General features: G+C 64.6%; 23 protein-coding genes. 6 read left to right on the top strand and 17 right to left on the bottom strand.

Annotated features, from left to right (window positions below):
• Positions 1-13: 13 nt before the first annotated feature.
• The 16 genes from HUA78_RS35935 to HUA78_RS36010 all read right to left on the bottom strand — a co-directional run bounded on the left by HUA78_RS35935 (position 14) and on the right by HUA78_RS36010 (position 15,510).
• Positions 14-3,253, bottom strand: a complete 3,240-nt coding sequence (locus HUA78_RS35935) for a hypothetical protein (RefSeq protein ID WP_174478248.1) — start codon at positions 3,251-3,253, stop codon at positions 14-16.
• A gap of 5 nt (positions 3,254-3,258) precedes the next feature.
• On the bottom strand, positions 3,259-4,020 hold the full coding sequence (locus tag HUA78_RS35940) for a hypothetical protein (protein ID WP_174478249.1): 762 nt from the start codon (positions 4,018-4,020) through the stop codon (positions 3,259-3,261).
• 1 nt (position 4,021) lies between these two features.
• Positions 4,022-6,394, bottom strand: coding sequence for a phage tail protein (locus tag HUA78_RS35945; protein ID WP_174478250.1), 2,373 nt, complete (start codon positions 6,392-6,394; stop codon positions 4,022-4,024).
• Positions 6,395-6,615: 221 nt separating this feature from the next.
• Positions 6,616-6,969 carry a phage tail protein gene (locus HUA78_RS35950; RefSeq protein ID WP_174478251.1) on the bottom strand — a complete coding sequence of 118 codons (354 nt, stop codon included), beginning with the start codon at positions 6,967-6,969 and terminating at the stop codon, positions 6,616-6,618.
• Between the two features lie 24 nt (positions 6,970-6,993).
• On the bottom strand, positions 6,994-7,647 hold the full coding sequence (locus tag HUA78_RS35955) for a hypothetical protein (protein ID WP_174478252.1): 654 nt from the start codon (positions 7,645-7,647) through the stop codon (positions 6,994-6,996).
• Positions 7,647-8,039, bottom strand: coding sequence for a phage tail tube protein (locus HUA78_RS35960; protein WP_371745743.1), 393 nt, complete (start codon positions 8,037-8,039; stop codon positions 7,647-7,649). Before HUA78_RS35960 ends, HUA78_RS35955 begins: the two co-directional genes overlap by 1 nt.
• A gap of 41 nt (positions 8,040-8,080) precedes the next feature.
• Entirely contained in the window at positions 8,081-8,497 is a 417-nt protein-coding gene (locus HUA78_RS35965; protein WP_174478254.1) for a hypothetical protein, read from the bottom strand.
• A 40-nt stretch (positions 8,498-8,537) separates the two neighbouring features.
• On the bottom strand, positions 8,538-8,954 hold the full coding sequence (locus tag HUA78_RS35970; RefSeq protein ID WP_174478255.1) for a minor capsid protein: 417 nt from the start codon (positions 8,952-8,954) through the stop codon (positions 8,538-8,540).
• Positions 8,954-9,277 (bottom strand): hypothetical protein, encoded by a 324-nt coding sequence (locus tag HUA78_RS35975; RefSeq protein WP_174478256.1) that lies wholly within the window; start codon positions 9,275-9,277, stop codon positions 8,954-8,956. Before HUA78_RS35975 ends, HUA78_RS35970 begins: the two co-directional genes overlap by 1 nt.
• Entirely contained in the window at positions 9,277-9,933 is a 657-nt protein-coding gene (locus HUA78_RS35980) for a hypothetical protein (protein WP_174478257.1), read from the bottom strand. The genes HUA78_RS35975 and HUA78_RS35980 overlap by 1 nt, the downstream gene beginning before the upstream one ends.
• 79 nt (positions 9,934-10,012) lie before the next feature.
• Positions 10,013-10,426: a hypothetical protein gene (locus HUA78_RS35985; protein WP_174478258.1), complete on the bottom strand. Its 414-nt coding sequence runs from the start codon at positions 10,424-10,426 to the stop codon at positions 10,013-10,015.
• An 11-nt stretch (positions 10,427-10,437) separates the two neighbouring features.
• Positions 10,438-11,529: a phage major capsid protein gene (locus HUA78_RS35990; RefSeq protein WP_174478259.1), complete on the bottom strand. Its 1,092-nt coding sequence runs from the start codon at positions 11,527-11,529 to the stop codon at positions 10,438-10,440.
• Positions 11,530-11,533: 4 nt separating this feature from the next.
• Complete coding sequence (locus tag HUA78_RS35995) at positions 11,534-12,310, bottom strand: HK97 family phage prohead protease (RefSeq protein WP_174478260.1); 777 nt, start codon at positions 12,308-12,310, stop codon at positions 11,534-11,536.
• Between the two features lie 35 nt (positions 12,311-12,345).
• Positions 12,346-13,692, bottom strand: a complete 1,347-nt coding sequence (locus HUA78_RS36000; RefSeq protein ID WP_254624086.1) for a phage portal protein — start codon at positions 13,690-13,692, stop codon at positions 12,346-12,348.
• Between the two features lie 8 nt (positions 13,693-13,700).
• The gene (locus tag HUA78_RS36005; RefSeq protein ID WP_174478261.1) at positions 13,701-15,113 is read right to left on the bottom strand and encodes a terminase large subunit domain-containing protein; all 1,413 of its coding nucleotides are present in this window, start codon (positions 15,111-15,113) and stop codon (positions 13,701-13,703) included.
• Positions 15,106-15,510 (bottom strand): hypothetical protein, encoded by a 405-nt coding sequence (locus HUA78_RS36010; RefSeq protein ID WP_254624087.1) that lies wholly within the window; start codon positions 15,508-15,510, stop codon positions 15,106-15,108. Before HUA78_RS36010 ends, HUA78_RS36005 begins: the two co-directional genes overlap by 8 nt.
• A 639-nt stretch (positions 15,511-16,149) precedes the next feature.
• Here HUA78_RS36010 and HUA78_RS36015 point away from each other — a divergent pair.
• Positions 16,150-16,572, top strand: coding sequence for a hypothetical protein (locus tag HUA78_RS36015; RefSeq protein ID WP_174478263.1), 423 nt, complete (start codon positions 16,150-16,152; stop codon positions 16,570-16,572).
• Between the two features lie 18 nt (positions 16,573-16,590).
• Here the strand turns inward: HUA78_RS36015 and HUA78_RS36020 are convergent, their stop codons facing one another.
• Positions 16,591-17,304 carry a sigma-70 family RNA polymerase sigma factor gene (locus HUA78_RS36020; RefSeq protein WP_174478264.1) on the bottom strand — a complete coding sequence of 238 codons (714 nt, stop codon included), beginning with the start codon at positions 17,302-17,304 and terminating at the stop codon, positions 16,591-16,593.
• 534 nt (positions 17,305-17,838) lie between these two features.
• Between HUA78_RS36020 and HUA78_RS36025 the strand changes: the two genes are divergently transcribed.
• From HUA78_RS36025 to HUA78_RS36045, 5 genes are all read left to right on the top strand, one after another.
• Entirely contained in the window at positions 17,839-20,175 is a 2,337-nt protein-coding gene (locus HUA78_RS36025) for a VapE domain-containing protein (RefSeq protein WP_371745744.1), read from the top strand.
• 124 nt (positions 20,176-20,299) lie between these two features.
• Positions 20,300-21,154 carry a hypothetical protein gene (locus tag HUA78_RS36030; protein ID WP_174478265.1) on the top strand — a complete coding sequence of 285 codons (855 nt, stop codon included), beginning with the start codon at positions 20,300-20,302 and terminating at the stop codon, positions 21,152-21,154.
• Between the two features lie 201 nt (positions 21,155-21,355).
• On the top strand, positions 21,356-22,594 hold the full coding sequence (locus HUA78_RS36035) for a PD-(D/E)XK nuclease family protein (RefSeq protein WP_371745745.1): 1,239 nt from the start codon (positions 21,356-21,358) through the stop codon (positions 22,592-22,594).
• A 439-nt stretch (positions 22,595-23,033) separates the two neighbouring features.
• The gene (locus HUA78_RS36040; protein WP_174478267.1) at positions 23,034-24,956 is read left to right on the top strand and encodes a helicase; all 1,923 of its coding nucleotides are present in this window, start codon (positions 23,034-23,036) and stop codon (positions 24,954-24,956) included.
• A gap of 151 nt (positions 24,957-25,107) precedes the next feature.
• A complete protein-coding gene (locus HUA78_RS36045) occupies positions 25,108-26,805 on the top strand; it encodes an ATP-binding protein (RefSeq protein WP_174478268.1) in 1,698 nt (565 codons plus the stop codon).
• Positions 26,806-26,894: the final 89 nt, after the last annotated feature.

Below are 26,894 nucleotides of genomic sequence, written 5' to 3' on the forward strand. Positions count from 1 at the left end.
ATCTAAACACCGGCTAATCTCGGGGCTTTAGGTTGTGTGCAAGGAGCCCTTTCACGACGTAGGTCCTCGCGAAGCGAATCGTAATCTTCATCACGTCGCCGGCCGCCATGGGCTCCACACTCGCCACCCGACCCGGGGCGAAGCCTTCAATCGTCTCTCCCAGCCGCAGATCGTCCGTGCGAATCCAGCCACGTTCCACCGTGCGCCAGCGATGGTCCGGTGTCACGACAACCACCCGCCCGTCCATCAGCACGAGCTTGCAGCGCGCGGCATGGTGGCGGCTGACGTGGGTGACCTCGAACACGCCCCCGTCCTTCTCGTTCTCGTGCATGGTGAGCACCCGCATGCCGGATTTGAGCATCTCGGCGGGCAGCTCCGTACCGTCGCCGAGCAGCACCGGTTCCCAGGGCGCCACACAGGTCCCGTGCTCCAAGCCGCCGCCACCGCTTCCCCCAGAAGGCGTGGACGCAGGGCCCGTCGCACGGCGAACCATGTCCGTGTTGTAGGCATGCGGAGGGAAGAACCAGCGCTCGGCACTGAACCCCACGGCGTTGTGAAGTGACACCTTGAGATAGAGCAACTTGTTGACGAGCGGGTCGTCGCGTAGGCGGTTGAACTTGTCGCCAAACATGAACGAAAAGCCCGCGCTCGTCGCGTTGGCTCCGTCACCATCCCATGCCCCATTCTGGTACTTGCGGTCAGCGATGGGGACCGTCGCGCCGTAGAGGAAGTTTGGAGGGTGGATGTCGCCAAACGCCCAGTAGAAACCGACCTCCAGGAACCGAAGCGCGTCGAGGTTGTCGCTCGCCGATTGGGGCTGGAGCGTCGCGCGATAGTGCGCCCAGGTGAAGAAGCTCGCGCCTCCCGTTGCCCCGGCAATGGCGTACCCCTCGACGACCTGGATGTTGAGACGGTCGATGTTCGGTACGCCATCGTTGTTGCCCCGGTAGTAGATGCGGCTTCCGGTGTCCGCGAGTGCCTGAACGGAGCGGAAGAACCCGTCACTCAGGTAGTAGCGCCCCACCTGGACGTTGTTCGAAGCGACCTTGAGCGTCGTCCCCACGTTGTCGAGCTTCGCGCCAGCCGTGGGGATGCCGCTGCCATCCTCCGCGTAGTTCGACGTCTTCAACGTGTTCGCCGCGAGCAGGTCGAAGGTGACCATCTTCCGGAGCGAGACGGCATCGAAGTAGAGCCGCTTCCCCACGTCGGCGGCCAAGACTTCCGCTTCCCAGAAGAGCTGCACTCCGGTGCAACCAGCCGGGCATGTCCCCGTCAGCGGCACGCGGCGATAGGCGGTGCCCACTGGCCCCAACGCCACCGCCGACGACTGCCCCGAGTAGGTGCCGCTCGCGTCCTCCCAAAGCAGATAGAGCGTGCCCATGCCTCCCACGGTGGCCGACGACGCCTTGGCGTAGACCTCGGCGAAGAACTGGTCCCCGGGCGAGCACTTGAGCCGTCCTCCTGGAGCTGCGGAGCCATAGCCTCCCGTCCAGCTTAGCCCCACCCAGCTCCCCGCGCTCGTCAGCTCCACCCGCCGCACCCACCGTCCGGAGCGCGCGTTGACGGGGTCCTCGACGAGCCTGTCACCCTCGGGGAGCTTGCCCACTGCACGTAGGCCCACCTCGTTGTAGCCGTTGGGGATGAGGTTGTCGGTCGGCGGGTGCAGAAGATGCTGGTAGCTGACCGCGGCATCCCCCAGCGACGCGCCTTCGAGCTTCTTCGGAGTGACTTCGAACTGAGGGGACGCATTGCCCCGGTTGCGGAAGCGGTCTCGGGGAACGACGCGCACGTAGTAGGTCGTTCCCGGCATCAGGTCGGACACGCCAAACGTCGTCATGTCGAACGTGCCGCGCAACGTGGAGCTGCTCGGCGTGAAGCCGCTCGTCGTCGAGACGTGCAGCTCGTAGGAAGCCACCGGAGGGCCGCTCAGGGCCGGCATGAGCGACAGGATGAAGCCGTTCACGACGGCCGTCACCGACACGTTGAGAGGGTCGAGCGGCGGTGACGTGTGAGCCGGCTCGCTCAACCCAGGGCGCGTGTCCATCTCCAGCCACATGGAGACACCAAACGAGGGCTTCCCCCGAGTGGTGATGGTCGTCCGCGCATCACCTTCCGCAGTGAAGGCATGGCGGAACCCAGTGACGGCCAGGTTCTGGTCATCCGAGTAGTGCGCGCCGTTCGCACGGAAGCAGTAAAGGTCGCCCAGCTCCACCGGCAGGAAGAAGTCGACTTCAACCTCCTGGTCCGCGAGCGGCTCTTTCAAGTCGGACAGTGCCGCTTCCGCCATCTTCCGCGCTTCGGCCTCACGGTCGATGTTGCTCGACGCGTCCTCGGCGACTTGCATGAAGCGCACGCCATAGGCGGCCTGACTCGCGGCATCTCCGACGATGACGCTCTTGCGCTTCGGCTGCCCCGTGACATCCAGGTCCCCCGCGTCCGAGTAGACGACCTCAATCCTGTTGCGAATCTCCGTCTTGTTGATGGTGAGCTTCGCGACGTTGCGGTAATCGCCGGGTCCGAAGGCCCAGGCCAACGTGGGGTTCGTTCTGTTCGGCTCGCTGAACGTCAGCACGAAGGTTCCGCTCGCTTCGCGCCAGCGGTAACGCACCTCCCATCCAATCTGCTGAGCCAGGTCGCGAAGCGCGTCGAGGGCACTCGCCTTCTTCTGGGCGTACCGCCGAATCCTCCAGCCGGGGGATACGGGCGTATGCAGCACCACACCCATCCCGTTGTCGGTCAGGATGGCCTGCATGACGGTTTCGACCGCGACACCGGCAGTGGAGTCCCCATAGGGGCGCTCGACTTCAATGAACGCGTCCTGGAGTCGGCCCCCTAAATCCCGTCCCCGGAAGACGAGCTGCTCGTCGGCGAAGTCCACCTCGTCGATGTCCCCGTGCAACAGCACGCGCCACTCGCCCGCGCTCGGCGACATGCCCACAGGTGACACCGCCGCTTCGACGATGAACTCTCGCCCAGGCCGGATGAGCTGCCCGTTGCCCGCGTTCAACTTCGAGTCGGCCCGGAGTGGGGACAGACTGAACAAGTCGACCTGCCTTTTGAGCGTCACCGTCGCGGCCGAGACGGGCTGGTCCACGTCCTCGTCGACTTCGACGGCGTCGAGAAAGTCGCGCCCTTCAAGGCGGCTCAGATTCACCCACACACCCGCCCCGTCACGGACTTTCACCCGGACATGGGACGCATACCCCGCCGGATTCGAGAGAACCGCGAGCCCCTGAGACGACATACCGCGCATGGCGACTAAACCTCCCTCAACGTGAATTCGAGCCGCTCACCGACGACGCGCGCCCCGTTGTGACTGAACTCGACGAACTCGCCGTCCCGCACCTCGCCGAGCACCTTCGTTTCGGTGGCCGTGAAGCCGCCGCTCGCGGTGAGGAACGGAAGCGCGCTCCAAGCTCGGCTGGTGTGCCACGCAACGAGGTAGGGCACCCACGCGTCGGGCACCATGAACGGCAGCCCCACCACGTCGTCGAAGCTCACCGCGTTGGTAGCGCCCGTCACCGCGAGCGACCCCGAGACGACCGACAGGCCCCCGGCATTCTCCGACGGCACTCCCTGAGTCCACCGCTTGCCGTCGCTCCGGTTGATGACCTGGAGCCACGTACCCGCCGCGCCGCTGTAGACGTGGTGCAGGGCCGTCCAGCGTGCCCCGAGTTGCATGGCCCACGAGGCGGACGCGCCGACGGCCAGGTTCAGCCCACCGCCGAAGCGCGCGCCCTGGAAGAGCTGCCCCGCGACACTCGCCTGATTGAGCCCACGGCTTGTGAAGGCGTCGCCCTCGAAAGCCACCGTGTGGCCGTCACCCGCAATCAGTCCGCGAAGGGCGAGCACTTCGTCGGGCGGCAAGGGGAGCGTCTTGAACTCCCACTCCTGACGAACCGCGCGCCTGCCCAGTCGATAGGCCCCGCTGAAGGCGCGTGAGTCCGTGCCGATGTTCACCTGCCTTCGCCGACCCTCCGCGACAGGCACCTGGATTCCGTTCAGCACGAGGAAGGCCATCTCAGTACCTCCCATTCAGCCACTCACCGTTGCCGCGGCGTCGGTGCGCCTCGCGCTTCATTTCGATGTAGACCTGTCGCGCGGTCTCCTCCGGGTCCTCGGCCCCCTGGACGACAATCTGCCCGACACTGACGTTGCCACCGCGCACCGGCACGACGGGGCTTGGAACGACAGGTGACGCCCCGGAGGTCGACGGAGCTCCCTCAATCGGGACCTGTGCGTTGAACCGCGCGAGCGCCACCTTGAAGCCAGTCGGGACGTTCGTCAGGGCTTCGGTCGCCTTGTTGGTCGCGGCTGCGTTCTCCCACGCGGCGACACCAGCAGCGGCATTTGCTGCGGCGGTGTCGTAGGTGGTGTCCTTCAGAGTTTCGAGCGCACTGTCGACCGCGTCCATGGGGACTTTCATGCTGTCCAAGCCCTGCGCCATCTTCTTGAACGCACCACCCACGAAGGGAATCTTGCCGAGGGCTTTGAACACGCCCGCGATGAACCCAATGATGGCATTCCACACCGTGCCGATTCCCTTCACGACGTAGAGGATGCCCATCGCCACCACGCGGATGACGGCGAAGAGTCCCTTCATGATGGGACCGGAGAGCAGCGTCAGGGGCTGGAGGAGCGCGACAAGAATCTGACCAAACACGGTGATAATGGGGGCCAATCCCTTGAACAGCGTGCCGAGCACTTCGAAGATGGGCGTAATCGCCTGGACGGGCTTCGAGAACATCTCCAGCACCGGCACCAGTGCATCCAGCAACGGCGTCACCATGTTGAACACGGAAGCCAGGAGCGGCAGGACGGGGGCCAGCACCCGCCCGAGAACGTCGGCCACGTACTGGATGAAGTTCGTCACCATCTGGAGCAACGAGCCGAACGTTGTCGACTGAGAGAGCAGCTCCGCGACGACGGCAATCAGGCCACCCCAGACACCGCCGGCCGACATGCCCTGCTGGAAGCGGTCGACAAGCTCGTAGATGCGACCGAATGCCTGACTGAACCTGCTCGCCAGGGCCCGCTTCGCTTCGTCGGCCGCACGGGCGAGGGCGTCCGCGAGTTCCTTCGCTTTGCGCCGGGCGACTTCGGCGATGACCGACGCGGTGTTGCCGACACTCGTGAGGAACTTCTTCGCGTCGAACTTCCCGACCTCCACATGCCCGACCTCAATCTCGGGCGTCTCCGAGAGCGTGCGCAGCTTGCCCTTCGGCCCGAGCATGTCGTCGAACACACCGCCGAACTTCTCGCGGAGGAAAGCGGCGGCATCGCCTCCCATCAGCTTCACGCCGTCGAAGGCGTATCTCGCGCCGTAGGATACGCCTTCCCAGACGTTCGACATCCCATCGCGAAGGGTGCTGACGGTGCCCTCGACGAGCCCCTTCAATCCGCCGAGCACCGCGTCGCCCGTCAGTTCCTTCAGACCGTCCAGGGCATTCGCCACGCCGTCGAGGTTCAGTGCTCGCGCGAGAGGCGCCGCCAGTCGAGCCAGGTTGCGCACCACGAAGGCGAACGTGTCGAGCTGCCCGCGAGCCCACGCACCCACGATGGCCGCCAGCCCCGCGAAGACCTCCTGGAAGAACTTCGCGACTCGCTCGGCAACATCCGTCACGGCCCGCCATGTGGAAACGAAGTCATCGCGCATGCCGGTGCTGCTGTCGTGCCATGCCTTGTAGAGCGTACCCGCGAGCATCGCGACGCCTGCCACCGCGAGCGCAACGGCGGCAAGAGGAGCCGTCACCGTCAGGATACGAGCGGCGGCGTTGCGGAAAGCCGTCGTGAAGCTCGCGTCGACCTGCTCGGCCCCCTTCGCGACTTTCTTCAGGTTGCCTTCGACGGCTGGCGTCTCGCTCGTCAGGAACGCGGAGAACCGCACCAGCGACTTTCCAGCACCATCCAGCGCGGGCACCACGAACGCGAGGAAGCTCTCGGCGAACTGCTTCACCGCGCCCGCCACCTTGCCCACGGCCCCACCCGCAAGCCCCGCCGCAGTCCCCCAGAAGAGGAAGCTGCCCATCGCCGACTTCACGACAGGGTCGAGCCGCTGGAACCACCCCAAGGCACGCTCCAGGGCATCCGACAGGCGCTCCAGGTGCGGCAGAATTGCGTTGCCAATCTCCGCGCCGACGTTCTGGAAGACGAGCTTGATTCGGTCCATCCGCTCCGTGACTGACGAATCAAAGGCAGCCGCAGCAGCGAGCGCCCCATACAGGCCCGCGCTCACAATGGCGCCAATCTCCCCAATCTTGTTCCCGAGCTGCTCAATCTTGCCCGCGGCAGAAGCCACGTCGGCGACAATCTTCCGCATCGACTTGGTGAACTCACCGACGGCGGCCGTCACAACGACATAGACGTCACCGACTTTGAGACCACCGCCAGCCATGTTGAATCACCTCCGGCGCAAACGCCGAACGGACTGTTGCCCTGGTGGAGAAGCGCCTGGGGTGTTTGGCGAGGAAGAGCGGCGCTCCAATTCCTCAGCTTCCTTCCGGGCGTAGGCCACCAGCCCGACGACGTCTTCGTAAGCCATCGCCCGAACCACGTCGGGGGGCAGTTTCAGGAGTGACGCGACCCCGTAGAGCAGACTCGCTTCGGGGTCGCTCTCTATTTTCCCCGCATCTTCTCCTCGCTGATGTTGAACACGTCGGTCAGGTCCGTCGCGAAGTCTTCCAGCCAGGACTCGTCGAGCAGCTCGTCAAGGTCGTTGACGGCGAACATCGGGCGTCCTGTCTCCGCGTCGTTCATCACGCAGACGGCGATTCGCGCCAGCATGCGCGCTCCGGCACGGTCGCCCGTCGGCTCGTTCTGCTCGGTCATCTCGCCAGCGGCGCGGGCCTGCTCAATCAGTCGAAGCCGGTCCCCCATCGTCGGCTTGATGATGTTGACCTTCACTCCGTCAATCTCCACCGACTTCATGACGCGACGGTTCTTCGCGAGCAGCTTGTGCTTGTTCGACATGACTCTTTCCCTTCCGGCAGTGTTTCAGGGGTTGCCGTAGCCCCAAGCGATGGCGCCGCCAGTCCCCATGGGAAAGGCGTGGCCAATGAACTTCACGGTGCGCTCGTAGAGGGCTCCGGGCGTCAGCTTGTGTGACAGCTCGGGCACCATCACCCACGCGCGAAAGACCTCGGAGCCAGCGCCCTTGCTCACCTCGACGAGCAACGGAGCTCCATCCACGAGCCCCGCGTCGAGCGCAGTCAGCCCCACCAGTTCCCCAGAGAAGTCCCGCAGCGACACCGCGCGCCGCTTGTAACCGTCCCCCATGACTTGCAGTTCGACGGCGTCGTTCGTCACCGAGAGGGAGATGGAGCGCACGAGCGCCACCGGATGGACTGGGAGCGACGCACCCGAAACGCGCACGAGCGCCGAAGGACCGGGGGCAGTGGTGAGGTAGACGAAGCCGAAGAGCGGGTCGACGTGGGCTTCGGCGGGCACCCACGCACCGGCATCCGTGTCACCGTCCGGGGAGACCTCGACGAACGCGGGCGCTCCGGGGTTGAGCCGTCGTAGTTCCGGGTCGGCGATGCGGTACTCCGTGCCGGTGAAATCCTGCGCGGGCACTGCTTCGGCATTGAGGAACTCTTCCGGCTCGCCCGCGATGGACAGCGAGCCGACGTGCGCGGGGATGACGGACATCAGACGGCCACCGGGGCGCCATTGCCCAAGAGCTTGCAGGTGAACTCGACGACACCGCCCGGCGTCAGCTTCTCGTCGTAGCTGTTGACGACCATGGGGATGCGCTTGCCCTTGGTCCCCGCGACGGCGTTCGGGTCGAAGACGAACGTCACGTAGACATTGGCCCCGGTGTCGCGCGCATCCCGCAACACAGACTGCGGCGCATCGCCCTGCATGAAATGGCCCGACAGGTCCGCGCTCGTATCCTTGAGCGTCTGGACTCGGGACTTGTAGCCCGAGCCTCCCAGGTAGTTCGTCTCGACGAAGTCGCCTGTTTCGCTCAGCGACGCGTCGGTCAGTCCGTCCACGCGGTCAACAGGCTGCGCGGCATTGGTGTCCGAGCGCACCGACACGCTATCCAGGTGAGCAGCAACAGGGGATGACATTTGAATCCCTACCGGCTCGGGAAGAGCCTCGAAAGCGTTGCAAGAATCTGAGCCGCGACAGCCTTCCGAAACTTCGCGCGCCCCTTCCGGGCGGGCTTTCGCAGGAAGTGAACGGGCTCTGCGAAGCGCTGCGCGCCCCAGTGGAATCCTTCGTGAATCGCGCCCGCCGCTTCGTGCTCGTACCCAGCCGTTGCGCTGACGCTGGCCTTCTCTGCATTCACCGCAGGGCCATCGACGAATCCCGATGTGCTCAGCGGTGGCTTTCCATCCGTGTCGCGCTTGCCGACGGGGACAAGGGCGCGGCTCGCCTGGAGTACCGTGGATGCATGCTCGCGGGCCAACGGCGCGAGGTCGTCGAGCACGGGCCCTTCGACCTTCCGCAGCTTGTCGAGCAGTCTGAAATCAAGCGCAACCTTGAGTGGCATCTCCCCCTGTAAATGCGTGCGGTTTCCGCGAGCGGCTCACTCACGCGCCCGAATCGACAAACGCGGCATTCACCGTGAAGGTCCACCAGTGGCGGTCACTGCCATCCGTGCCGATGTAGTTCGGGCTCCCTTCGTCGACCTCAATCAGCACGTAGGGCGCGGCAGTCGCAAGGTGCAGCACGTCGAGGGCGGCGAGCGCGAGGGCCTGTCCCGCACGGAAGCTCTCGCGGGCCGAGCGCACTCGGACCTGGCAGGTGACGGTTCGGTATGTCTTCCGCCCTCCGAGGTAGCCCAGTGGAGCGTCGCCCCCGGTTTGCAACACGAAGCACGACACGTCCGGCACTGTCGCGTCGTCGTCCTCGAGCGTGGGACCCAGAAACAGGTTGCTTCCAACGCTCAGCCCGAACCCTTCCGCGCCCAGGATGCTCGCGAGGTCGGCGGCAACGTCACGGGCCATTAGAGCCAGACCTTTCGGTAGCGCGTCGTTCCTCCACCATCGACATGCTCGTCAACGGCGGCAGGGCGGCGGGCGTGGTTGATGTCGGAGAGGTCGTCACCGGGGAACCAAAGCCGGTGCCGCAACGTGAGGGGCGCGGCGGTGTAGACGACGAAGGACGCGACGAACTCAGTCCCTTGGGCATCGCGAATCAGCTTGCGGCTTGGCTGGATGCGCGCGGCGGCAATCCGGAAGGGGCCGAGCAACGGCGTTCCCCAGGCGTCGCGTCCGATGACTTCGGCATAGCTCACGAGCTGTCGGAAGTGCGCTGCGGGGCCGCTCATCAACTCGCCCTCCACAGGATGTGCGGCGCGACGAGCAGCTCGGCGCGGGGACTCGCGAGCCGCTGGCCTGCCCCTCGCTCCCGGTAGCTCACGGACCAGTCCCCGAGGCTCTCGGCGGACACGTCGGAGTCGCGCCCACGCCCCCGGTAGAGCGCGCAGGCTTCGAGGATGGCGGCTTCCTCCACTTCGGCGGGCAGGGTGACGGGCCCCAGGGACGCGTCGACCGCCACCTGTCCCGGTGTCACGAAGCCCCCCGTATACGTCACCGCCAGCGCCCCCGGGTGGCCCTGTCGGCTGTCGACAGTCAACGTGACGAGCCCGCCCACATGCGCCGTCTCGGGCCACACGCCAGCAAGGCGGTAGAGGAGCCCCCCGGCTGCGAGGTCCCCGGCAACGGTGTAGGCCGTGGCGTCGAGCAGCTCGCCCCCCTCCCGGACGATGATGACCTCGACGAGCGGCGGGCGAGCGAGCAGGACGTAGGGGCGCCCGTAGCTCGCGGGGTGCTCCGTCACCGTGGCCCGCTCGAAGGCCCGGCCACACAAGGCGGCAATCGCACCGCTCGCGGTACTGACGCAGCGTTCAACGTGTGGGTCGACAGGTACGCCCAGGTCGGCGGCGACAGTCGCGGCAAGGCAGAGGTCAGTAGGGCGGGCCATGGAAGGGGCTCAGGAGGGCTCAGGAACGACGGAGCCAGGGCCCCATGGGTGAGGGGGGGCCCCGGCCCGTCGCGCGCTGCTAGGGGGCCGGAATCTCGTCAGGGCCGCACAGCACCAGCAGACTGGACGCGCCAAGCGTGGGCGCTGTACCGCCCGTGAGGGTGGTGGCCTCGACGACCCGCACGTACCGCTTCGCGGTGGACAGGCGGACATTCACGCGCGCAAGGGCGTTGGGGGCCGTGAGCGGCTCGACTGCGGCACCGGGCAGGTCCGTCCACCCGTTCTGGCCGTCGGTGCTCTCCTGGAGCTTCGCGGCGAGCGACAGGGCCGTCGGCGTTCCGGACGAAGCGCCCGTCGAGGCAACCAGCACGCAGGAGTCAAAGCCGAGCCGGTCGACAGCGGCACTGTTGCGAGTCCCAGCGCTCACAGCGGCGGGCACGGTTCCGGGGCGAATGCCAACGAGCACGCCCGCGTCAGTGGAATTGGCGTTCATGGTGGGGCCTCTCAGGTGCCGTAGGTGATGGAGCTGAACGCCTTCGGCTGGCGGACCTTGAAGTCCCCCTTCACGATGGCGCGAATGGTCGTCTCGTCGAACTCGGCCCGCGTGTCGTGCTCCGACAGAATCAGGTCCTCGTCGATTCCGTAGATGAACTGGCGCCAGTCGGCCGAGAAGGTGATTCGCGTCGAGGGGACGCGCGTCGTCATGACGAACGGGAAGCCGCGAATCGTGCCCTTGTCGAGCATCTCCTGACGGAACACCCAGACTCCGGAGTTCTGGAGCTGAAGCAGGGCGGTCGCCCGCGTCGGGTGAATGACCCAGGCCGCGTTACCCATGCGGACATGCGCCGTCAGCGGCAGTTCCACCGCCTTGTCGATGTCGGCCAGATAGGCCGCGGCCGTCACACCCGTCGAAGCGAAGGCGTGCGCGGCGTCGAGCTGCGCGAAGAGACCCTTCGGAGCGGCACCCGCCCCATCGCCGTTGAAGCCCGCGTCGTCGAGGCCATCGGCCACCGTCGCGCGGATGTCTTCACCCACGCCCGCATCACCGACGCCCGGCGTGCGCAGCAGGTCATTGCTGATGTCGGCCAGCACCATGCCCTTGTGCGCCTTGAGCACGACCTTGCCGTACTTGGGCGCGCTCTTCGGCACCGTCTCGCCTTCGCCGACCCAGCGGAATTCGGAAGTGCCCGTCTGGCGGCCCAGGTGCAACTCCCCCTTGAACGCCTGGGTGCGCACGCCGAGCTTGAGCAGCGCCGCTTCCGGCCGAAGGAATTCGATGACCTCGCCACTCTGCTGAATGGGCACGAGCACACCAGCGGAGTCAAACTTGCTGAGCTGAACGGCCTTCTGTACATCGGCGTTGCCGAAGCGCTTCGCTGCGTCGACCAGCTCAGCGGCCCCCGTGCGCCGGCCCGCCGCGATGACACTCTTCGCGAACGCGCCCAGGTTCTCGGGGCTCGAATAGACGCCACCCGGGAGCGGCCCCTTGCCCGACTCCATGCGGCCGGGCGCGCTTCGAGCAGCGGCGTCCATCAGCTCTCGCGCGACCTCGGGGCCCAGCGCCTTCACCATCTCCGCAACCTGCTCGCGAGTCATTCCTTCACACTCCTCGGATGTAGCTCTTGAATGCCTCGACGAAGCTCTTCGCAGCGTCGGAGGCGTTGAAACCCTTCGCCTTGTCGTCTTCCTCGTCGTCTGCCTTTGGCGATTCGGCAGGCGGTTCTTCCGTCTCGGACGCGGGCTCGTCGGCCTGTTCCGGCTCGGGCTCCTCGTCGTCCGTCGACTTCGCTTCGGCGCGTGCGTCGAGCAGCTCAACGACGCGCGCGGCAATCCGCTCGACGACGTCTTCGCCTTCGTCCTCGAAGGACTTCGCGCGCACAGCCCGCGCGTTGCCTGGAATGGTCACAATCGAGACTTCGAGCAGCTCTTGCGCGTCGCAGTCGTAGCCGCCCCGCTCGTTCTGCCGGTACTGGCCCGGGAGCATGAGGTAGCGGACGGAGACCGCGTTCAGGATGCCCTTGGCGACCTTGCGCTCGACCTTCTTCGCGAACTCGTCCTCGTCGTCGAACTCGACGTCGACCATCAACGCGTCGCCCTCGACGTAGACTCGCCCCTTGCCGATGGGCAACTGCGGCTCGGCACCCGACGAAGCGGCTTCGGCCCCGTCGTCGTGATTGAAGAGGACGACGCCGTTGGCGTTGTACCCGTCGACGCGCCAGCCCTTCACGTTGAGCCGGTCCGAGTAGCGGTCGAAGTCGCCGTCACTCGCACGGAACTTGTAGACGCGTCGACCGCCGATGGACTCGACAGCGCTCAACGTCGCCGCATCCTTGCGAACGGCGCTCAGCCGAAGGGAGCGTGTAATGGGTGCAGGCATTCCCCCTGTAAATGCGTGCGGCTTCCGTGATTGGCTCAGGTGCCCTTTTCGGCTTCCGCGTGGGCCTCCGCTGAGATGCCCTCGGCGGGCGTCGGCGTCTGACCTGACTCGTTGGGCTTCTGGCCCGGCAGCAACTCCGCGAACCCCTGGCGCTCGGGGTGAGGCTTGAAGCCCGCTTCGGTGCGCCACTCGTCGAACGTGAAGGCACTCGGAAGCGTGCCCATCACCCGCAGCCGATGCTCACGGTCGGCGGGTACGGGCGAGTCGTAGGAGAGCAGCACGTCGTCACCGAAGCGCGGCGCAAGACTCTTCTGCATCGACGCCAGGAAGACTTCCGCGCGCGGCTTGGTCGCCTGTTCCGCGAGATGCTCACGCGCGGCGTAGCTCGTCGCCTTGTTGCTGCTCGTCACGTCGCCTACAATCTCCGGAGGCACGCGGTACACCATGCGAACGAAGTCCATCAGGAAGCGGCGCAACTCGACGAGCTGCATGTCGCGGAACGGAGTGTCGAGCCGAGCGAAGGTTGTCTTGCCGCTCGTAATCATCACCCGGCCAGCGTTGGCGGGGCCTCCGTACTCGCGCGCGAGGCTTTCCTTGAAGGCGCGCGCGGGCCCGGCCTGCCCCTCGTTGAACCCCTCAATGGCGATGACCGCGCCCGGCAGCATGTTGTTGAAGAAGGCATTCTTAGTGAAGCGCGCGGCGTGCTCGTCCGTGTCGACCTCGTCGCCGAGCGCATAGGCGATGCCGATGCCGCGGCCGAGCGGGTCTGCCGGATTCAACCGCTTCACGTAGACCACGCTCGCGGCGGGAAGCGAGAACAGGCGCCCACCTGCTGTCACCGTGTACGTGCGTTCTGACTTCGGCTTGGATAGGTCCGGCAGCGCGAGCACACAGTCGGGCGGCACCGGCCACAGTCCCACAGGGACACCGGCCAGTTCCTCGACAACGGCGAAGAACTCGCCCACCAGGTCGTAGTGCAGGCAGAACAGCTTCGCGAAGTCGCGGCCCGTCATGTAGTCGTTCGGGTCCGCGAGCAGCCGCAACAGGGGATGGTCCGGCAGTTCCACCGCACCGGCCCCATCGACGAGCGACTTCAACCGCTCCCGCCGCACGTCGCCGCAGGCCCGCCGCAGCGATACGTCGACGAGCGCCTTCCGCGTCGTGGGGTCCTGCCGCACGAAGGCGCGCCACGTCACGTCCGCGAAGGCATCGCCCACCGTGTCGACGATGGTCCCCAGCCACGGCATCTCCGCATATGCGGCGAGCAGCGCGGGCACCTCGCGGCGCGGTGGGGCCGACGTCCACCGGCTCAGCTCCAGCCCCGTCCCCTTCCGCTTCGCACCACCGCCCAGCGCGGCGCGCATCCTGTCCAACAACCCCATGGAGAACCTCACACCGCGAAGAACTGCTCGGCGAACACGAGGTCGTGGACGCCCCAACAGAAGGCGTCGGCCCGGTCATCGCGGCGCCCGTTGATGCCGGTGAACTTGCTGAGCTGCTGCTCCAGCTTGGGAAATGTCCCGACGAACTCGACGCGGCCCGCTTCGGCCAGGGCGGACACCGGCTCGGCGCGCTTGCTCTTCGCGCTCGTAGCCCGGACGGGCTTCACGTTGACGCTGACACCCATCTCGCCCGCGACGGTGCTGATAAGCGTCTCCACCATCTCCCCACCCGTGTTCACCTCCACCACGAGCGCGTCGCAGCCCCACTCCAGATAGGCGCGGATGGCCGTCGTCGCCCACTCACGAGGACTGGCCCGGCGTGACAGGTCCGCGAGCACCGACACGCGCTTGAGCGGCACGTTGTCTGCCCCGAAGAGCGCGCTCGACTTGCACCCCTGGACGATGATTCCCGTTTCGTCCGAGCCGGTTTCGCTGGTGGGGCTCGGGTCGACGCTGACGATTCGCCTGTCCAATTGCTGGGCATACTCGTGCGGGTCCGCAGCGACGCGCTTCCACTTCGCCGAGCCGAAGATGGCGCCCGGCACGTCCATCAGCAGGCGCCCGAGTACCTCTTGCTGACCCCAGCGAGTCCCCGCCAGCGCGCGCATGTTGGCCACGGCGGAAGGCGCCAGGTTGGCCGCATTGCTCAGTGACGAGCCCGTGCGAAGCACGACGCCCGGCTTCAACTCCTGGGTCTCCGTGTTCGCGAAGAGCAGCTCTTCAATCTTCTTCAGCGGCCTGGGCGTCCCCGTGAGCAGGAGCTGCGGCGGGTCCTCGCGCGTGCCGATGCGCAGCACCAGGGGGAGCTGGTCCACCGCCGCCATGTCGTGTTTCCACGAAGCGGGCTCGTCGCCCCATCCCCACCCGGCATTCGGGCCGCGCAGTCGGTCGGGCTTATCCGCCGAGTAGCAGATGGCATAGACGCCGTTGGGCCACGTCACCCGCCGCTTCGAGGGCTCATACTTCGGGGTGAACCACGGGGGCGACAGGGCCAGGATGCCGGACGAACCGCGAATCATCGTGTCGCGCACGTCCGCCGCCGTCGGGCCAATCAGCGCCCCGACGCTCTTCGCCTGCCACGCCTTTTTGATGACCCACCGCGCTCCGCACCACGTCTTCCCGAAGCCGCGCCCGGCCATGACAAAGCACGTCGAGAACTTGTCCGGAGGGGTCTGCTCGCGCCGCGCCCAGAAGTCGAGGTCGTAGACGAGCAGCTCCACTTCCTTGTCGTCGAGCCCGCCGAACAGCTTCGCGAGCTGCGCGCGGGAGCCCGCCGTCTGGACCATCCTTGACGCGGGCGACTCGTGGGGGGCGAGTCCCTCGGCGAACTTCCCCCAGGCCCCAGTGAGCACGCTACGCATCACTCGCCCCCTTCGTTGTGGGCTGCGGGGGCGTGGCGGCATCGGTGGGCGCGGGAGGCTCGTCGGGAAGGAACTTCCCCAGCCGGTCAATCAGCAGCTCGCGCAACGCGGCGGTGTCGGCGGACTGGTCCTCGGGACTCTTCGCCTCGACGTTGTCCTTCCGCCCGTAGAGTTCGGGGAACCGACGGCTCAGGAGCCACTGGACGTGTTTGGGGTTCGTCGTGGCGGCGGCCTGGAGCGTCTCCGTCGCGCCCTGCATGAACTCGGCTTCGGCCCGGTTCACCGCGACGAAGAACTCGCGGTAGAGGCCGCGCTGCTCGCTTGCGCCACGGTGGAACCAACGGGAGACGGTCTGCTCGTCGACGCCCACGAGGCCCGCAGCCGCACGGCGGAACAAGCCGGACCTCAAGTAGTCGCAGATCTGCTTCTGAAGCTCAGGGGTGAGTTTGGTCGGTCGCGCCACCTCAACTAAATGAGTGCGGTTTCGCGGCCTTTTTCAGGGGTGCGCCCAACAAAACGCATCAGCCCAGCGGTTTTTCTCAAAATTTTCTGAAAGTGGGTGCGCTCCGAGCAAGCCAGGAAGCCGCCCCAGACAGAAAATCCGCCCCGGGGGGCAACCCAGAGGAAATTTCACCCACAGCGGAATGCCCTCCGCAACATCGACGGCATCACTGCCCTTCCGCCTTCAAGCCGCACTACTGGCATTGGCGTAGTATTCTCGGAAGCCGAAGGGTGCCGCGCAGAGCCTTCAAAGAGGAGCGACCAGAGATGCCATCCGAAGTTGAGAAGACCTGTAGTCATTGTGGCGCAATCTTCCGCGTGGGAAAAAGGGAACTACCCGCACGAGATAAAGACTCGATGGACTGCCCCAGTTGCGGCAACGAGCTTATGTCTTGGAATACGACAGCAACATTCCTGGAGCCTGTTCTTATCTCTGGGCCCACGAAGACTCCCAAAGCAAAATGACGCAACTATCCGCCTCACGAGGGGGTTCCATTTGGAGCCACAGCTAACCGTCTTCGGCGGAAATCTCCGCTTGGTCGCCGCGCTCTGCGATCAAGCGGTTCGATTCCTCGTGATCGGAGGACTCGCGGTGCGCCACTACGCGCCAATCCGCATCGCCCGAGACCTCGATCTCCTCATCGACGCCACGCCCAGTAACGCGCAGCGTGTGTTTCGTAGCTTCGCTCAGCTATCACTTACGCCCCTTGGCCCCATCGAACAACTCACCCGGCCGACCCAGCAGGTTCACATCAATACGGCCGAGTTTCTCGTAGATCTGGTCACCCCGAATCCAGATACGGATTTCGAGGTGGAATGGCAGAATGCAAGCCATGCGAGAATCGGATTCCACAAGGCAAGAGTCATCGCCCGCCCGAGCCTTATCCGATTGAAGACTGGAACCGGGCGACCCAAAGACATCGAAGACATCACGCTGTTGATGACGCAGTCCCACTGAACCGCAGGGCGTCCTTAACTAAATTTCCCCGCAGACGAGCAGCTCTCGCAGCTCCCCCAGGGCCCGCGCCAGCATCCTGTCGACTCGGCTCTTTGGCGCGCCCCATGCTTCGGCCACGGAGCGCACCGACTGCGCGGGGCGGTTGATGCCGAACACGCTCGACACCAGCTCTCGCTGCTCGGGAGCCAACTGCCGCACGGCCTCGAACACGAGGGAGCGTCGCTCAGCAGCCAGCAGCATTGCTTCGGGCGTCTCGTCGTCGACATCTCGCCCCGACCTCTCGCCGAGTGCGGCTTCCAGCGCATCGACCAACGGGTCGCAGCCCAGGGCACCGTCCGAGAAATGAGACGGCATATCTATGCGCTGGATTCGAATGGCGCTACTTCCGGTGCAAGGGGTTGAACGAACGGTGCGGCCTTTGTGCGCGCCATCGCTCGGGTGAACGTCGCTCGCGTGCAATCGCGCGTACTGTTCACAGGCGGTCCTCGCGCGGAAGTACGCGACCTCGCCGAATGACTGCCGGCCCCTCGTGGGGTCGAACTTGTCGACGGTGCGAAGCACGGCCATCACAGCGACCTGTTCGAGATCTTCAGGGGACAGAGTGCCCGCGAACGACAGGCACTTTCCGACTGCGCGGCGGATGACTGGACGAACGGACACAAGCAGCTCGGCGGACAGGCGTCGCTCCAGTGCAGCGTCCCCATCCTCCCGGGCCTGCATGATGCGCGACACGAGGACAGTCTGCTGTGCTGCCTCAGTGGCGTACCCGTATCGTGCAAGGGCCCTCTCAGCGCTGGCCCTGATACAATTGGGCGAGTGAAACATCGCCGCGCCGTTAGCACGCGCCATGCCGACCCCACCCGATTCACACGCAGTCTCAGACACGGTGATACATCGCCCCTCGGAATTGGACCGCGCAGCGGCAGCCCAACGGCATGAGTGCCGTCTCCGAGTAAATGCGTGTGACTTCTCACCGTGGCCCAACGAAGCGGGCGGCAGCAGCAGAAGGGGCGAGTCGAGCCCGAGGTAGCGACCTCAGCTCAAAACCGACCTTATCTAGTCAACTGTCTATCCTCTCTTCTCTTTACTCTCTCTATCTCTCTAAAGAATAAGAAGGTGAAGTAGTATAAGGGAGGAGAAGAGGCAGGGGGAGCTAAGGGGTTTAGCAAAACAGCCTTTTTGACGAGTGACAAGCTGACACCCCTCCTGCCGGTGAACAAAGCGAGCACGCGGGCCACTGCGAGAAGTCGCACGCATTTAGCAGGGGTGAACCAACCACTCGACGTTTCCGCCCCGAAGCCCGTCCCCTCGCCCCTTCATGCCCACCGGCTGAAGGTCGCCTTCTACGCGTCCGCGCAAGACAACGTGCCGCAAGTCGCGGAACTCTCGTGGCCCGAGCTGTCAGCAAAGCTCGTCGCCCACCGTCGCAGTCAGTGCCCGACTCCCCCCTGCCCTCGTGGGTGTCCCGCGAAGAACGGCCCGGCATGGAGCCCCGTCGACATCGTCGAGCGACGACGCACCGAGAACGTGCGCGCCGTCACCGTCGCCGTGTTCGACCTGGACCACCTCGGCTCGTCGCAGCTCTCCTGCCTGGATGCCGTCAGGAACCGGGGACTGGCCTTCGCGGTCCACTCGACGCACAGCAATCGCCCGCCCGAGGACTACTGCCTGCGGCTCGTCATGCCGTTGTCCCGGCCCGTCATGCCCCGGGAGTGGTCCGCCGTTCGCGAGGCCGCAATCCGCCTCCTCGACCTCCCCGCCGACCCGGCCACGAAGGACCTGGCGCGCCTCTACTTCCTGCCGGACGCCCCCGAGGGAGTCGAGCCCATGGCCCTCAGTGGCGAGGGAATGCCCCTGGACGTCGACGGGCTACTCGCCATGGCACGTTCGGGCCTTCCGGCTACTCCCCCACCCCCGGATGCCTCTCCGACCGACCTGCACGAACTGAGGGCCCTTCTGCGGCGCATCCGGAAGCCCGAGCATATCGACCTCGTGCGCCGAGCCCTTGCCGGTGAGCCCCTGGCCCCTGTCGGCGGCCAAGACAACGCCCTGAACGCCCTGATGTCATGCGCGGCCTTCGTCCTGCCGCTCGCCACGCCCGAATCCGCCATCGTCGAGCTGTTCCGTGCGTCCTTCGCGGCCACGGACTGGCAGGAAGGGACGGAGCACCTGTGCGAGCAGGCCCTCTTCAAGCTGCGGCGCCACAAGGAACGCCGTCGGGCCCGGGATGCGTCGCAGCTCGCCGATAACCGCGCCATCTGGGAGGCCCTTGGCGGGAGCACGCCTGCCTCGCTCTCCATCGACGCCCCCGGCTTCGAGGAAGACGCCCCGGACCCCGACGCCTGGGTGGGGGAGCTGCTGCTCGACATCACGAAGGACGGCGGCAAGCGCATTCGCAACTGCGAGGCGAACGTCTTCACGGTGCTCCTCAAGTCCCCCGAATGGCGCGGCGTCTTCCGCTTCAACGAAGTGACGAAGGGGCTCGAAGTGGAAGCCAGCCCGCTCGGCCCCAGGGTGGACCTGGAAACGCTCGACGTGCTCGTTGCCAACTGGATTCAGCTCAGCAAGTACGGGCAGCTCGGCCTGATGCCGAAGGCCCACGTTGTCGCCCAGCAGCTCCTCGCCGTGGCGAAGGCCAACAGCTACGACCCGGTGGCCGACTACCTCGCGGGACTGGTCTGGGATGGGACGCCGCGGCTCGACGAGCTGCTCGTGACGTACTTCGGCGCGCGGGGTGAGCCCGGCTACCTGCGGGCCGTCGGCGCGAAGTTCGCCATCTCTGCCGTCGCGCGCGCCCTACGCCCCGGATGCAAGGTCGACACGGTCATGATTCTTGAGGGTCCCCAGGGCCTTCGGAAGTCGACGGCGTTCCAGATTCTGGGCGGCAGGTACTTCAGCGATGCGACCATCGACGTCACCAGCAAGGACAGCGCGATGCTGGCCTCTCAGTTCTGGTTCATCGAACTGGCGGAGCTGAGCACGTTCCGGAAGAGCGAGGACCAGGCCCTCAAGGCGTTCATCACCCGGATTGAGGACACCTACCGGCCGCCCTACGCGCGAGCCAACGTGAAGAGCCCGCGTCGGTGCATCTTCGTCGGCACCACGAACGACGACGACTACCTGCGAGACCCCACTGGGCATCGGCGCTTCTGGCCGGTGAAGTGCAGCCACATCGACACCAAAGCCCTCGCGCGCGACCGCAACCAGATTTGGGCTGAGGCCGTCGCGCGCTTCCACAAGGGCGAGGAGTGGTGGCTGAGCAACGAAGAAGCGGCCGGGGCCGAGCAACAGGCCGCGCTTCGGATGGAGAACGTGGGGGACAGCCGAAAGGAAGTCATCCTGAAATGGCTGCTGGAGATGCCGGCCGACAGGCGCCCCTCGGACGTGACGTTGCTCCAGGTCGGCGTCGAAGCCTTCGCCCTCCACCCCGCTCAGGTCGACCTGAAGTTCTCGCGGGAGATTGGGGCGGCCCTGAAGTCGTTGCACTTCACCCGAGGCCAGCGCCGGATGGGGGATGGGACACGGCCGCTCGTCTACTACGTGCCGGACGAGCTGAAGAACGCGCCGATGGAGAAGCGCGGCGAGCGGCGAAAAGCCCTTTAGCCGGCCAAACGTTGCAAAGCAGCATCTTAACCGCCGTCAGCAGGCACATGCTATTCTACCCAGCGCCTGCCTTTCGACTGACGAGACAACGAACCAGACGACGCACACACAGAAAGATCACACAATGATATTTGCATGGGAGGAGAAAGAGGATGAGAAAGCGGCAGCGCCAGCACCTTGGTGGAGAACTTGGACTGGTGCTGGAGTTGCGGCCGTTTTCGCCGCATGCACATCTGCATCCGCAACCTACTACAACATCAAACTCGCAGAGATCGAAAAGACCCATCAGATCAAACTTGCCGAGATAGAAAAAACTCACCAAATCGAAATCGGCCGCCAAAAAGCAAAGGTCGACATCAATATCCTATATCTGGGACTGGCCCTAGACATCACAAAGCCTGCGGAGACTCGTCAGCAACTCTTACGATTCCTCGCAAAAGAGGGTGAGGAGAATCAGCTCAAGGACTGGGCAAAAGAAGAACTAGCCAACGTCGACAGATTTCTTGAACTCAAGAAACAGCTAGAGACAAAGGAAAGAGAGGCCGCCTCCCTAAAACGCAATGCACAGGAGGCAGAGAGTAAGTTCAGCACGCTTCAAGCCAAGACCAAAGGTGACATCGCATCACACCAGGAGGAACGTGAAAAAGCCCAAAGACAAATTGAAGTACTAACTGCAAAGCTCGCGGCAACAGCAGAAGAATCCATCGATCTCCGCCAGGAGGCACTCGAAACACTGACTAAGCCTCCGCCAAAGACCTCTATCCCCGGCGTCACATTCCAACCGCCAACTGACGCCCGCAAGGGATGCGACATAAGAACCATGCTGTCTTTCACATCCACCGTCTGTATGTACACCAAATTGGCCAGTCCCGAGATCAAAGAACTGGCCGTGCCGCACGGAACCACCGCAATGCTCACATGGTCGGTATTCGCTCTAGACAAGTCACGGATTAATTGCACATGCACAGCAGCACGATAAACAGATAACAAACTTACCTTGCGATAGGCCCCACTACCTCCGGCATCAGGAGGCCACGTCCTAGACCTTCGCATGTCCATCGCACCCTCAAGAAGCTGAGCCACTCTCGAAAGCCGCACTCATTTAGGGAGGGTGACGCCCTCCGTTGAAGCTCCGACTCGCGGCCCCTCGGTCATCGCAGGGCTCATCCAACGATTGAGCGTGTCCCAGCTCAAGAAACACAAGCTGTGCCCCCGTGCTTGGTACTTCGCCAAGGTGTTGCGGTTGCCCGAGCCCACCACGGGGGCGCAGCAGGTCGGCACCGAAGGTCACGCGCAGCTTGAGCACTTCCTGTCGACGGGCGAAGACGTGCTCGGCGCGTTCGCGAAGTCAGGTGCCCATCTCCTGCCGACTCCCGGCCCTGACCTGCTCGTCGAACAGCCCCTCGACGGTGCCCCGCCACTGACGGCGGGTGGCATCCCGTTCACTGGGTTCATCGACCTCGTGGACACACGACAGCTCGCCACTGACGGCGTGCTGCGAATCACCGACCACAAGTTCACGAGCAACGTCGCAAGAAACGCCGCGACGCCCGAGCAACTCGCCGACGCCAACACAGAACCGGGCCTGCAAATGGTCGGCTATGCCGCGTGGGCACTCAGCCAGGTCGACCGCTTCCCGGGCCTGCGCGAGCTGGAGCTGGAGCACATCTACTACCAGACCCGGGGCCAGCGCCTTGCTGTATCCGTCCTCGCCTCCGTGCCTGTCGGGCACGTCGCGCGCGAGTGGCGGACCAAGGTCGAGCCCCAGGTCGAAGCGATGAAGACGCACGCGCAAGCCGCCCGAGCTGCCGACGTGCCCGCGAACTACGGCCCCGCCTGCACCAAGTACGGCGGGTGTCCGTTCATGGCGAAGTGCCTCACAGGAGAGAACAGACCGATGTCCCTGCGTGATAAGCTGCTCAGCAAGCCTTCCGAGTCCGTCCCCACCACCGTCGCCGCGGTTGACCTGCCTGCCGTCCTGCCCCCCGACGCGCCGCAGCCCGCGCCCGTCCAGGTGGCCTCCGAGGTCGCCGAGCAGCCCGCGCCGAAGCGACGAGGGCGCCCGCGCAAGGCTCCCGAGCCCGAGCAGCTAGAACTCAAGAGTGACCTTCGTGTTCTCTTCGTCGACTGCGTGCCGACCAAGCATGACGGGTCAAGTCACGAGTCCCTCACTGGCTACGTCGACGACATGCACCGCAAGGTCGCCGAAGCGGGCGGCGTCGACGACGTGCGCTTCGCGGGCTCCGACTCGTCGCTCGGCTTCGGGAAGTGGCGCGGCGCGCTCGCGATGGCCGCACGTGCCGAGCTGCCCCCTCCCGGTATCTACACCGCGCTCGGGGTCGCCCAGTCGGAGCTGATGCAGGTCATCGTCGAGGCGCTCGAACCGTCCTTCGACGTGGTCGTTCGCGGCGTTCGCTAGCGCCATCAGCACAAAGGCAATTGCCGCTCGCGCGGGTGCAAGAACAGCACCCGCACGCAGCAGCACGAGACTACGTCGCGCCTACTGCCTCAACAGCTCGTAGATCCTGCTCCTGCTCAGGTCAAGCTGCGTGGCGATCTTAGAAACAGGCATGCCTGCAACACGCATCGTCTTCGCGCGCACTGCATTCGCCTTCGTTGACGGCCTAACCAGGTCCTTCCACTCGTGCGTTGCGGAATGCCAGTTCTTACCGGACATTTCGCCTCCTTTCATTCCAGGTACACCCCCTTGATTGGGGGCTGTCATCGAGAAGGGCCTTCTGAAATCAGCTACGGCGCCCTCGGCTGATCTCTTAACGAGGCAGGACCCCTTCTGCACGTACCCAGCGCAACTGCTCAAGGGCCACCTGCCCTTGGGGGCAATTTACATCTGCATCGAAATGAGACTTCTCCACCGGCTGAACCCAGACCCGTCGACTCTTGCCGAGCGCTCCGCCACCGCTACGCCCATCGCCCTCGCGAGGCTTACGGGTGACCGCGCCACCATCGCGAAGGGGCAGCCCGTCGGCTGGTCTCCGGACCTCGCGCGGGTTCTTGGCCTCCCACGCCGAGACCTCTCGCGCGCCTACGGGGACGGCGACTTCGTCGCGCTGGAAGCCACACTGGGCGCGCCGCAGGAGACCCGTTGCACCTGCCGGACGCTGGGGAAACGGTGCCCGTCCTCGTTGCTCCCCATCCAGCGCCTTGCCCTCCTGGAAGCCGCGCGCACGGGTGGCGGGCTCTTCCCCATTGGCGTGGGGCACGGGAAGACGCTGATTGACCTCCTGCTTCCCCTGGTCATGCCCGGGTGCAAGGTCGCAGTGCTCCTCCTGCCGTCCAACCTGCGCGCCCAGCTCATCGACGTCGACTGGCACTTCTACGGTGGGCACTGGCGCTTGCCCAACCTCGCAGGCGGCCGGTGGTTCCGACCTGGCTTGCCCGTTCTCCACGTCATCACCTACGAGAAGTTCTCAACCCAGGAAGGCACTGACCTCCTGACGCGCATCCGGCCGGACCTCATCGTCTGCGACGAGGCCCACAAGCTGAAGGACCGCAAGAGCGCGCGCACCGGCCGCTTCCTTCGCTACTTGGAACAGCACCCCGAAACGCGTCTCGTGGCCCAGTCGGGCACGCTGGCGACGAGAACGGTCAAGGACTACGCCCACCTCGCGGAGTACGCCCTACGGGACGGCAGCCCGCTCCCGCTCAAGCAACACGTCGTCGAAGAGTGGGCTGCGGCATTGGACCCAGGCCATGCCGTTGCGCCTCCGGGCGAGCTGCTCAAGCTCGTCGACCCGTCACACCCACTCGCCCCGCTCGAAGGTGAGAACGAGGCCGAACGCGAGCGCCGTCGAGTGCGCGACGCCTATCGACGGTGGCGTAACGCGACGCCGGGTGTCGTGGCCACGGACGAAAGCGCCGTTGGCATGTCCCTGGTCATCCGGACGCGCGACCCAGGCAAGGTCCCCGACGAGCTGCTCGCCCACATTCAAACGGCGCTCGGCGGGCAACGCCCCGACGGTGAAGAGTTCGTCGACGAACTGCAACGGGTCGTCTGCGCACGGCAGCTCGCGAGCGGCTTCTTCCATCGCTGGCGATACCCGGCCATTCAGGGCGTGCCGCAGGACCCGGAGCTGATTCTTCGCTGGTTCTCACGGCGACAGGAGTTCAACCGGGAGCTGCGCGAGCGCCTCAAGCGCCCCGCCGAGCACCTGGACTCCCCGGGGCTCCTCGTGCGCGCCGCGATTCGCGCCCACCAGTCCCCGCCCTATGACGGGGACCTGCCGACGTGGCGCGCGGTGTCCTGGCCCACCTGGGGCGAGATTCACAAACGCGTCGTCCACGTCACCGAGGCGGTGTGGGTGTCCGACTTCATTGTGAAGGACGCGGCGAAGTGGGCGCTCCGCAAGGGGCAGCCGGGAATCGTCTGGGTGGAGTTCCCGGAACTCGGCGAGCGCATCGCGAAGGCGGCGGGCGTGCCTTTCTACGGCGGCGGCCCGGAAGCGTCGGCGCCCATCATCCGTGAGAGTGGGAAGCGCTCTATCGTCGCGTCACTCCGCGCGCACGGGACAGGCAAGAACCTGACGATGTTCTCGCGGATGCTGTTCGTGAACCCACCTGCCGATGGCGCCGCGTGGGAACAGGCCATCGGTCGGTGTCACCGGCAGGGGCAGCTCGCCGACGAAGTCGAAGTGGAGCTGTACCAGCACACCGCCGAGCTAGTCGGGGCCGTCCAGAAGGCCCGCGACTTCGCCCGGTTCATTGAACAGACGGAGGGCACGCCGCAGAAGCTGTGCCTCAAGAGCGCCAATAGCCCCCAATGAGACGCGGAGCAGATGGTGGCCCGCAAGCCGTTTACCATAGAGCAACACCCCATCGTCCCCAGTCTTGGCACTGCATCACAATCCAACTTGTGGCAACTTCGCCCCTGATCGATACTACAAACTTTGACTAATCCGTCGTCCCCCAAGAACCATGACCTACCAAAAATCACGAACCGCCCTCCTCAACGCCATCAAGCTCCCCCACACCTCAACAATTGCCCTCCATGGCGACTGGGGCACGGGGAAAACACACCTATGGAGAGACATTTCCACAGCACTGGAAGAGATGGGGCGCACACCCATTTACATATCATGCATGGACCACAACTCAATGCATGCCCTTAAGGCCGCTACATTTGGCGCCCTCCTGCTCGGACAATCAACCTCAGGCAAAATCAAGACAAACCTCCTGTCGGCGGCATTCCAGGCAGTCCGAGACCGCCTCCCAAAAAACTTCCAACTCGTCACATCATTTTCCGAACTCCAGCCACTCCTTCATCTTCTACACTCCAACATTCCAGCACAACCAGTGATCGCATTCGACGACATCGAACGCGTGCCAGACACAATCAGCCCCAAAGAACTGATTGGATTCATACTCTCTCTTGCCACACTTCCACAGGCCCGCATCGTCCTCATTGCAAACAAGTCAAAGCTGGCAACCTCACCCCACTGGTCCGAGCTTCGAGAAAAGGCCATAGGCATTGAGGTCGCCCTGATAACCGACACTGAAGAAACCGTTACCATCGGCCTTGGGAACCTTCCGCCAGTCCGACAAAGCATCTTCAGCAACTGCATCAAACAGCTCGAAATAACAAACATAAGAACAATCCAGAAAATACGTCGCACCTATGATGCTCTTGAGAGCACCGGGCTTATCCCCGATGACACCTGGGAACTCATCATTCCAAGCATCGTCCTATTTATCGGGGTAGACCAAGGCACACTCAGCACCCCCATAACACTCGCCCAAGCCCTTTCCCCCATTGAACTGACGACCACATCCCCGGAGAATCTCTCGGAACAGCAGCAAAAGGCACGCGAACTACTGCGACGGTACAACCTTGGTCGCCCAGACGACTTTGAGACACAGATCCTCCTACCATACATCAAAACCGGACACCTAAATCACCAAAACATCTCAGGCTACGCAGTTTTCGCGAGCAACAGACGTCGACGAAGCAGGCTCACAACCCACCTCTCCGAAGCCTACCAACAAATTCACTGGAGCACAGTCCTCCCCACCGACACCATTCAGGCGATTCTTGAGGACGCCAAGTCAAACATGGATATTCTTGATTTTCAAACAGCCAGCACATTCATCCATCTCGCAGAAGACAGCGGCCTTAGCGAAATGGCCAAACCGCTCGCTGAAGCATGGATAAATCGCAACCAAGCCGACCTCAAGAGCATTGCAGAGAAAGTCATGTTCGAACTCGACTTCGGTCTCGAAGGCCCTCATCCGCTTCTCCGTGTAGCCATAGACAACGCTCGCGCAGAGGCGTTCCCCAAGCCCACATTCGGCGCCGCGCTGGAGATGCTGTCTCAAGACAAAGGCTCTCAGCATCGCCACTTACAGACGCTTAGTGACACACCCATTGTCGAAATCCGAAACTATGTCGAAACATGCTCCATCGAAGAGCGCCGAGCCATGTTTTATATTTTCAAATCACTTCTCGCAAACACCCACGCGGGCCACGAACTCTATAAGATACGAGGCCGCATCGTCGAGGCCCTTAGACAAACATTCCATACTTCACCGGGCTCTCGACTAGGCCGAATCATAGATCGCGAAACCAAGAAGCTCGGGATCTCTCTTTCGGACACCGACAACTCTTGGCAAAGCTGACTGCCCGACCAAACCATTGGCCATCTCCAGATGGCCACAGAGTGGCTCAAGCGGTCACACGACAAAACCGCTGAGACCCACGTCCTCCC

The organism is Myxococcus sp. CA033, from assembly GCF_013336625.1.
In the GTDB taxonomy this organism is placed as follows: Bacteria; Myxococcota; Myxococcia; order Myxococcales; family Myxococcaceae; genus Myxococcus; species Myxococcus llanfairpwllgwyngyllgogerychwyrndrobwllllantysiliogogogochensis.

Bases quoted from the DNA above. Each gene is read 5' to 3' on its own strand.
- HUA78_RS35935 (WP_174478248.1), bottom strand. From the start codon at position 3,253: ATGCGCGGTATGTCGTCTCAGGGGCTCGCGGTTCTCTCGAATCCGGCG.
- HUA78_RS35940 (WP_174478249.1), bottom strand. From the start codon at position 4,020: ATGGCCTTCCTCGTGCTGAACGGAATCCAGGTGCCTGTCGCGGAGGGT.
- HUA78_RS35945 (WP_174478250.1), bottom strand. From the start codon at position 6,394: ATGGCTGGCGGTGGTCTCAAAGTCGGTGACGTCTATGTCGTTGTGACG.
- HUA78_RS35950 (WP_174478251.1), bottom strand. From the start codon at position 6,969: ATGTCGAACAAGCACAAGCTGCTCGCGAAGAACCGTCGCGTCATGAAG.
- HUA78_RS35955 (WP_174478252.1), bottom strand. From the start codon at position 7,647: ATGTCCGTCATCCCCGCGCACGTCGGCTCGCTGTCCATCGCGGGCGAG.
- HUA78_RS35965 (WP_174478254.1), bottom strand. From the start codon at position 8,497: ATGCCACTCAAGGTTGCGCTTGATTTCAGACTGCTCGACAAGCTGCGG.
- HUA78_RS35970 (WP_174478255.1), bottom strand. From the start codon at position 8,954: ATGGCCCGTGACGTTGCCGCCGACCTCGCGAGCATCCTGGGCGCGGAA.
- HUA78_RS35975 (WP_174478256.1), bottom strand. From the start codon at position 9,277: ATGAGCGGCCCCGCAGCGCACTTCCGACAGCTCGTGAGCTATGCCGAA.
- HUA78_RS35980 (WP_174478257.1), bottom strand. From the start codon at position 9,933: ATGGCCCGCCCTACTGACCTCTGCCTTGCCGCGACTGTCGCCGCCGAC.
- HUA78_RS35985 (WP_174478258.1), bottom strand. From the start codon at position 10,426: ATGAACGCCAATTCCACTGACGCGGGCGTGCTCGTTGGCATTCGCCCC.
- HUA78_RS35990 (WP_174478259.1), bottom strand. From the start codon at position 11,529: ATGACTCGCGAGCAGGTTGCGGAGATGGTGAAGGCGCTGGGCCCCGAG.
- HUA78_RS35995 (WP_174478260.1), bottom strand. From the start codon at position 12,310: ATGCCTGCACCCATTACACGCTCCCTTCGGCTGAGCGCCGTTCGCAAG.
- HUA78_RS36000 (WP_254624086.1), bottom strand. From the start codon at position 13,692: ATGGGGTTGTTGGACAGGATGCGCGCCGCGCTGGGCGGTGGTGCGAAG.
- HUA78_RS36005 (WP_174478261.1), bottom strand. From the start codon at position 15,113: ATGCGTAGCGTGCTCACTGGGGCCTGGGGGAAGTTCGCCGAGGGACTC.
- HUA78_RS36030 (WP_174478265.1), top strand. From the start codon at position 20,300: ATGATATTTGCATGGGAGGAGAAAGAGGATGAGAAAGCGGCAGCGCCA.
- HUA78_RS36040 (WP_174478267.1), top strand. From the start codon at position 23,034: ATGAGACTTCTCCACCGGCTGAACCCAGACCCGTCGACTCTTGCCGAG.
- HUA78_RS36045 (WP_174478268.1), top strand. From the start codon at position 25,108: ATGACCTACCAAAAATCACGAACCGCCCTCCTCAACGCCATCAAGCTC.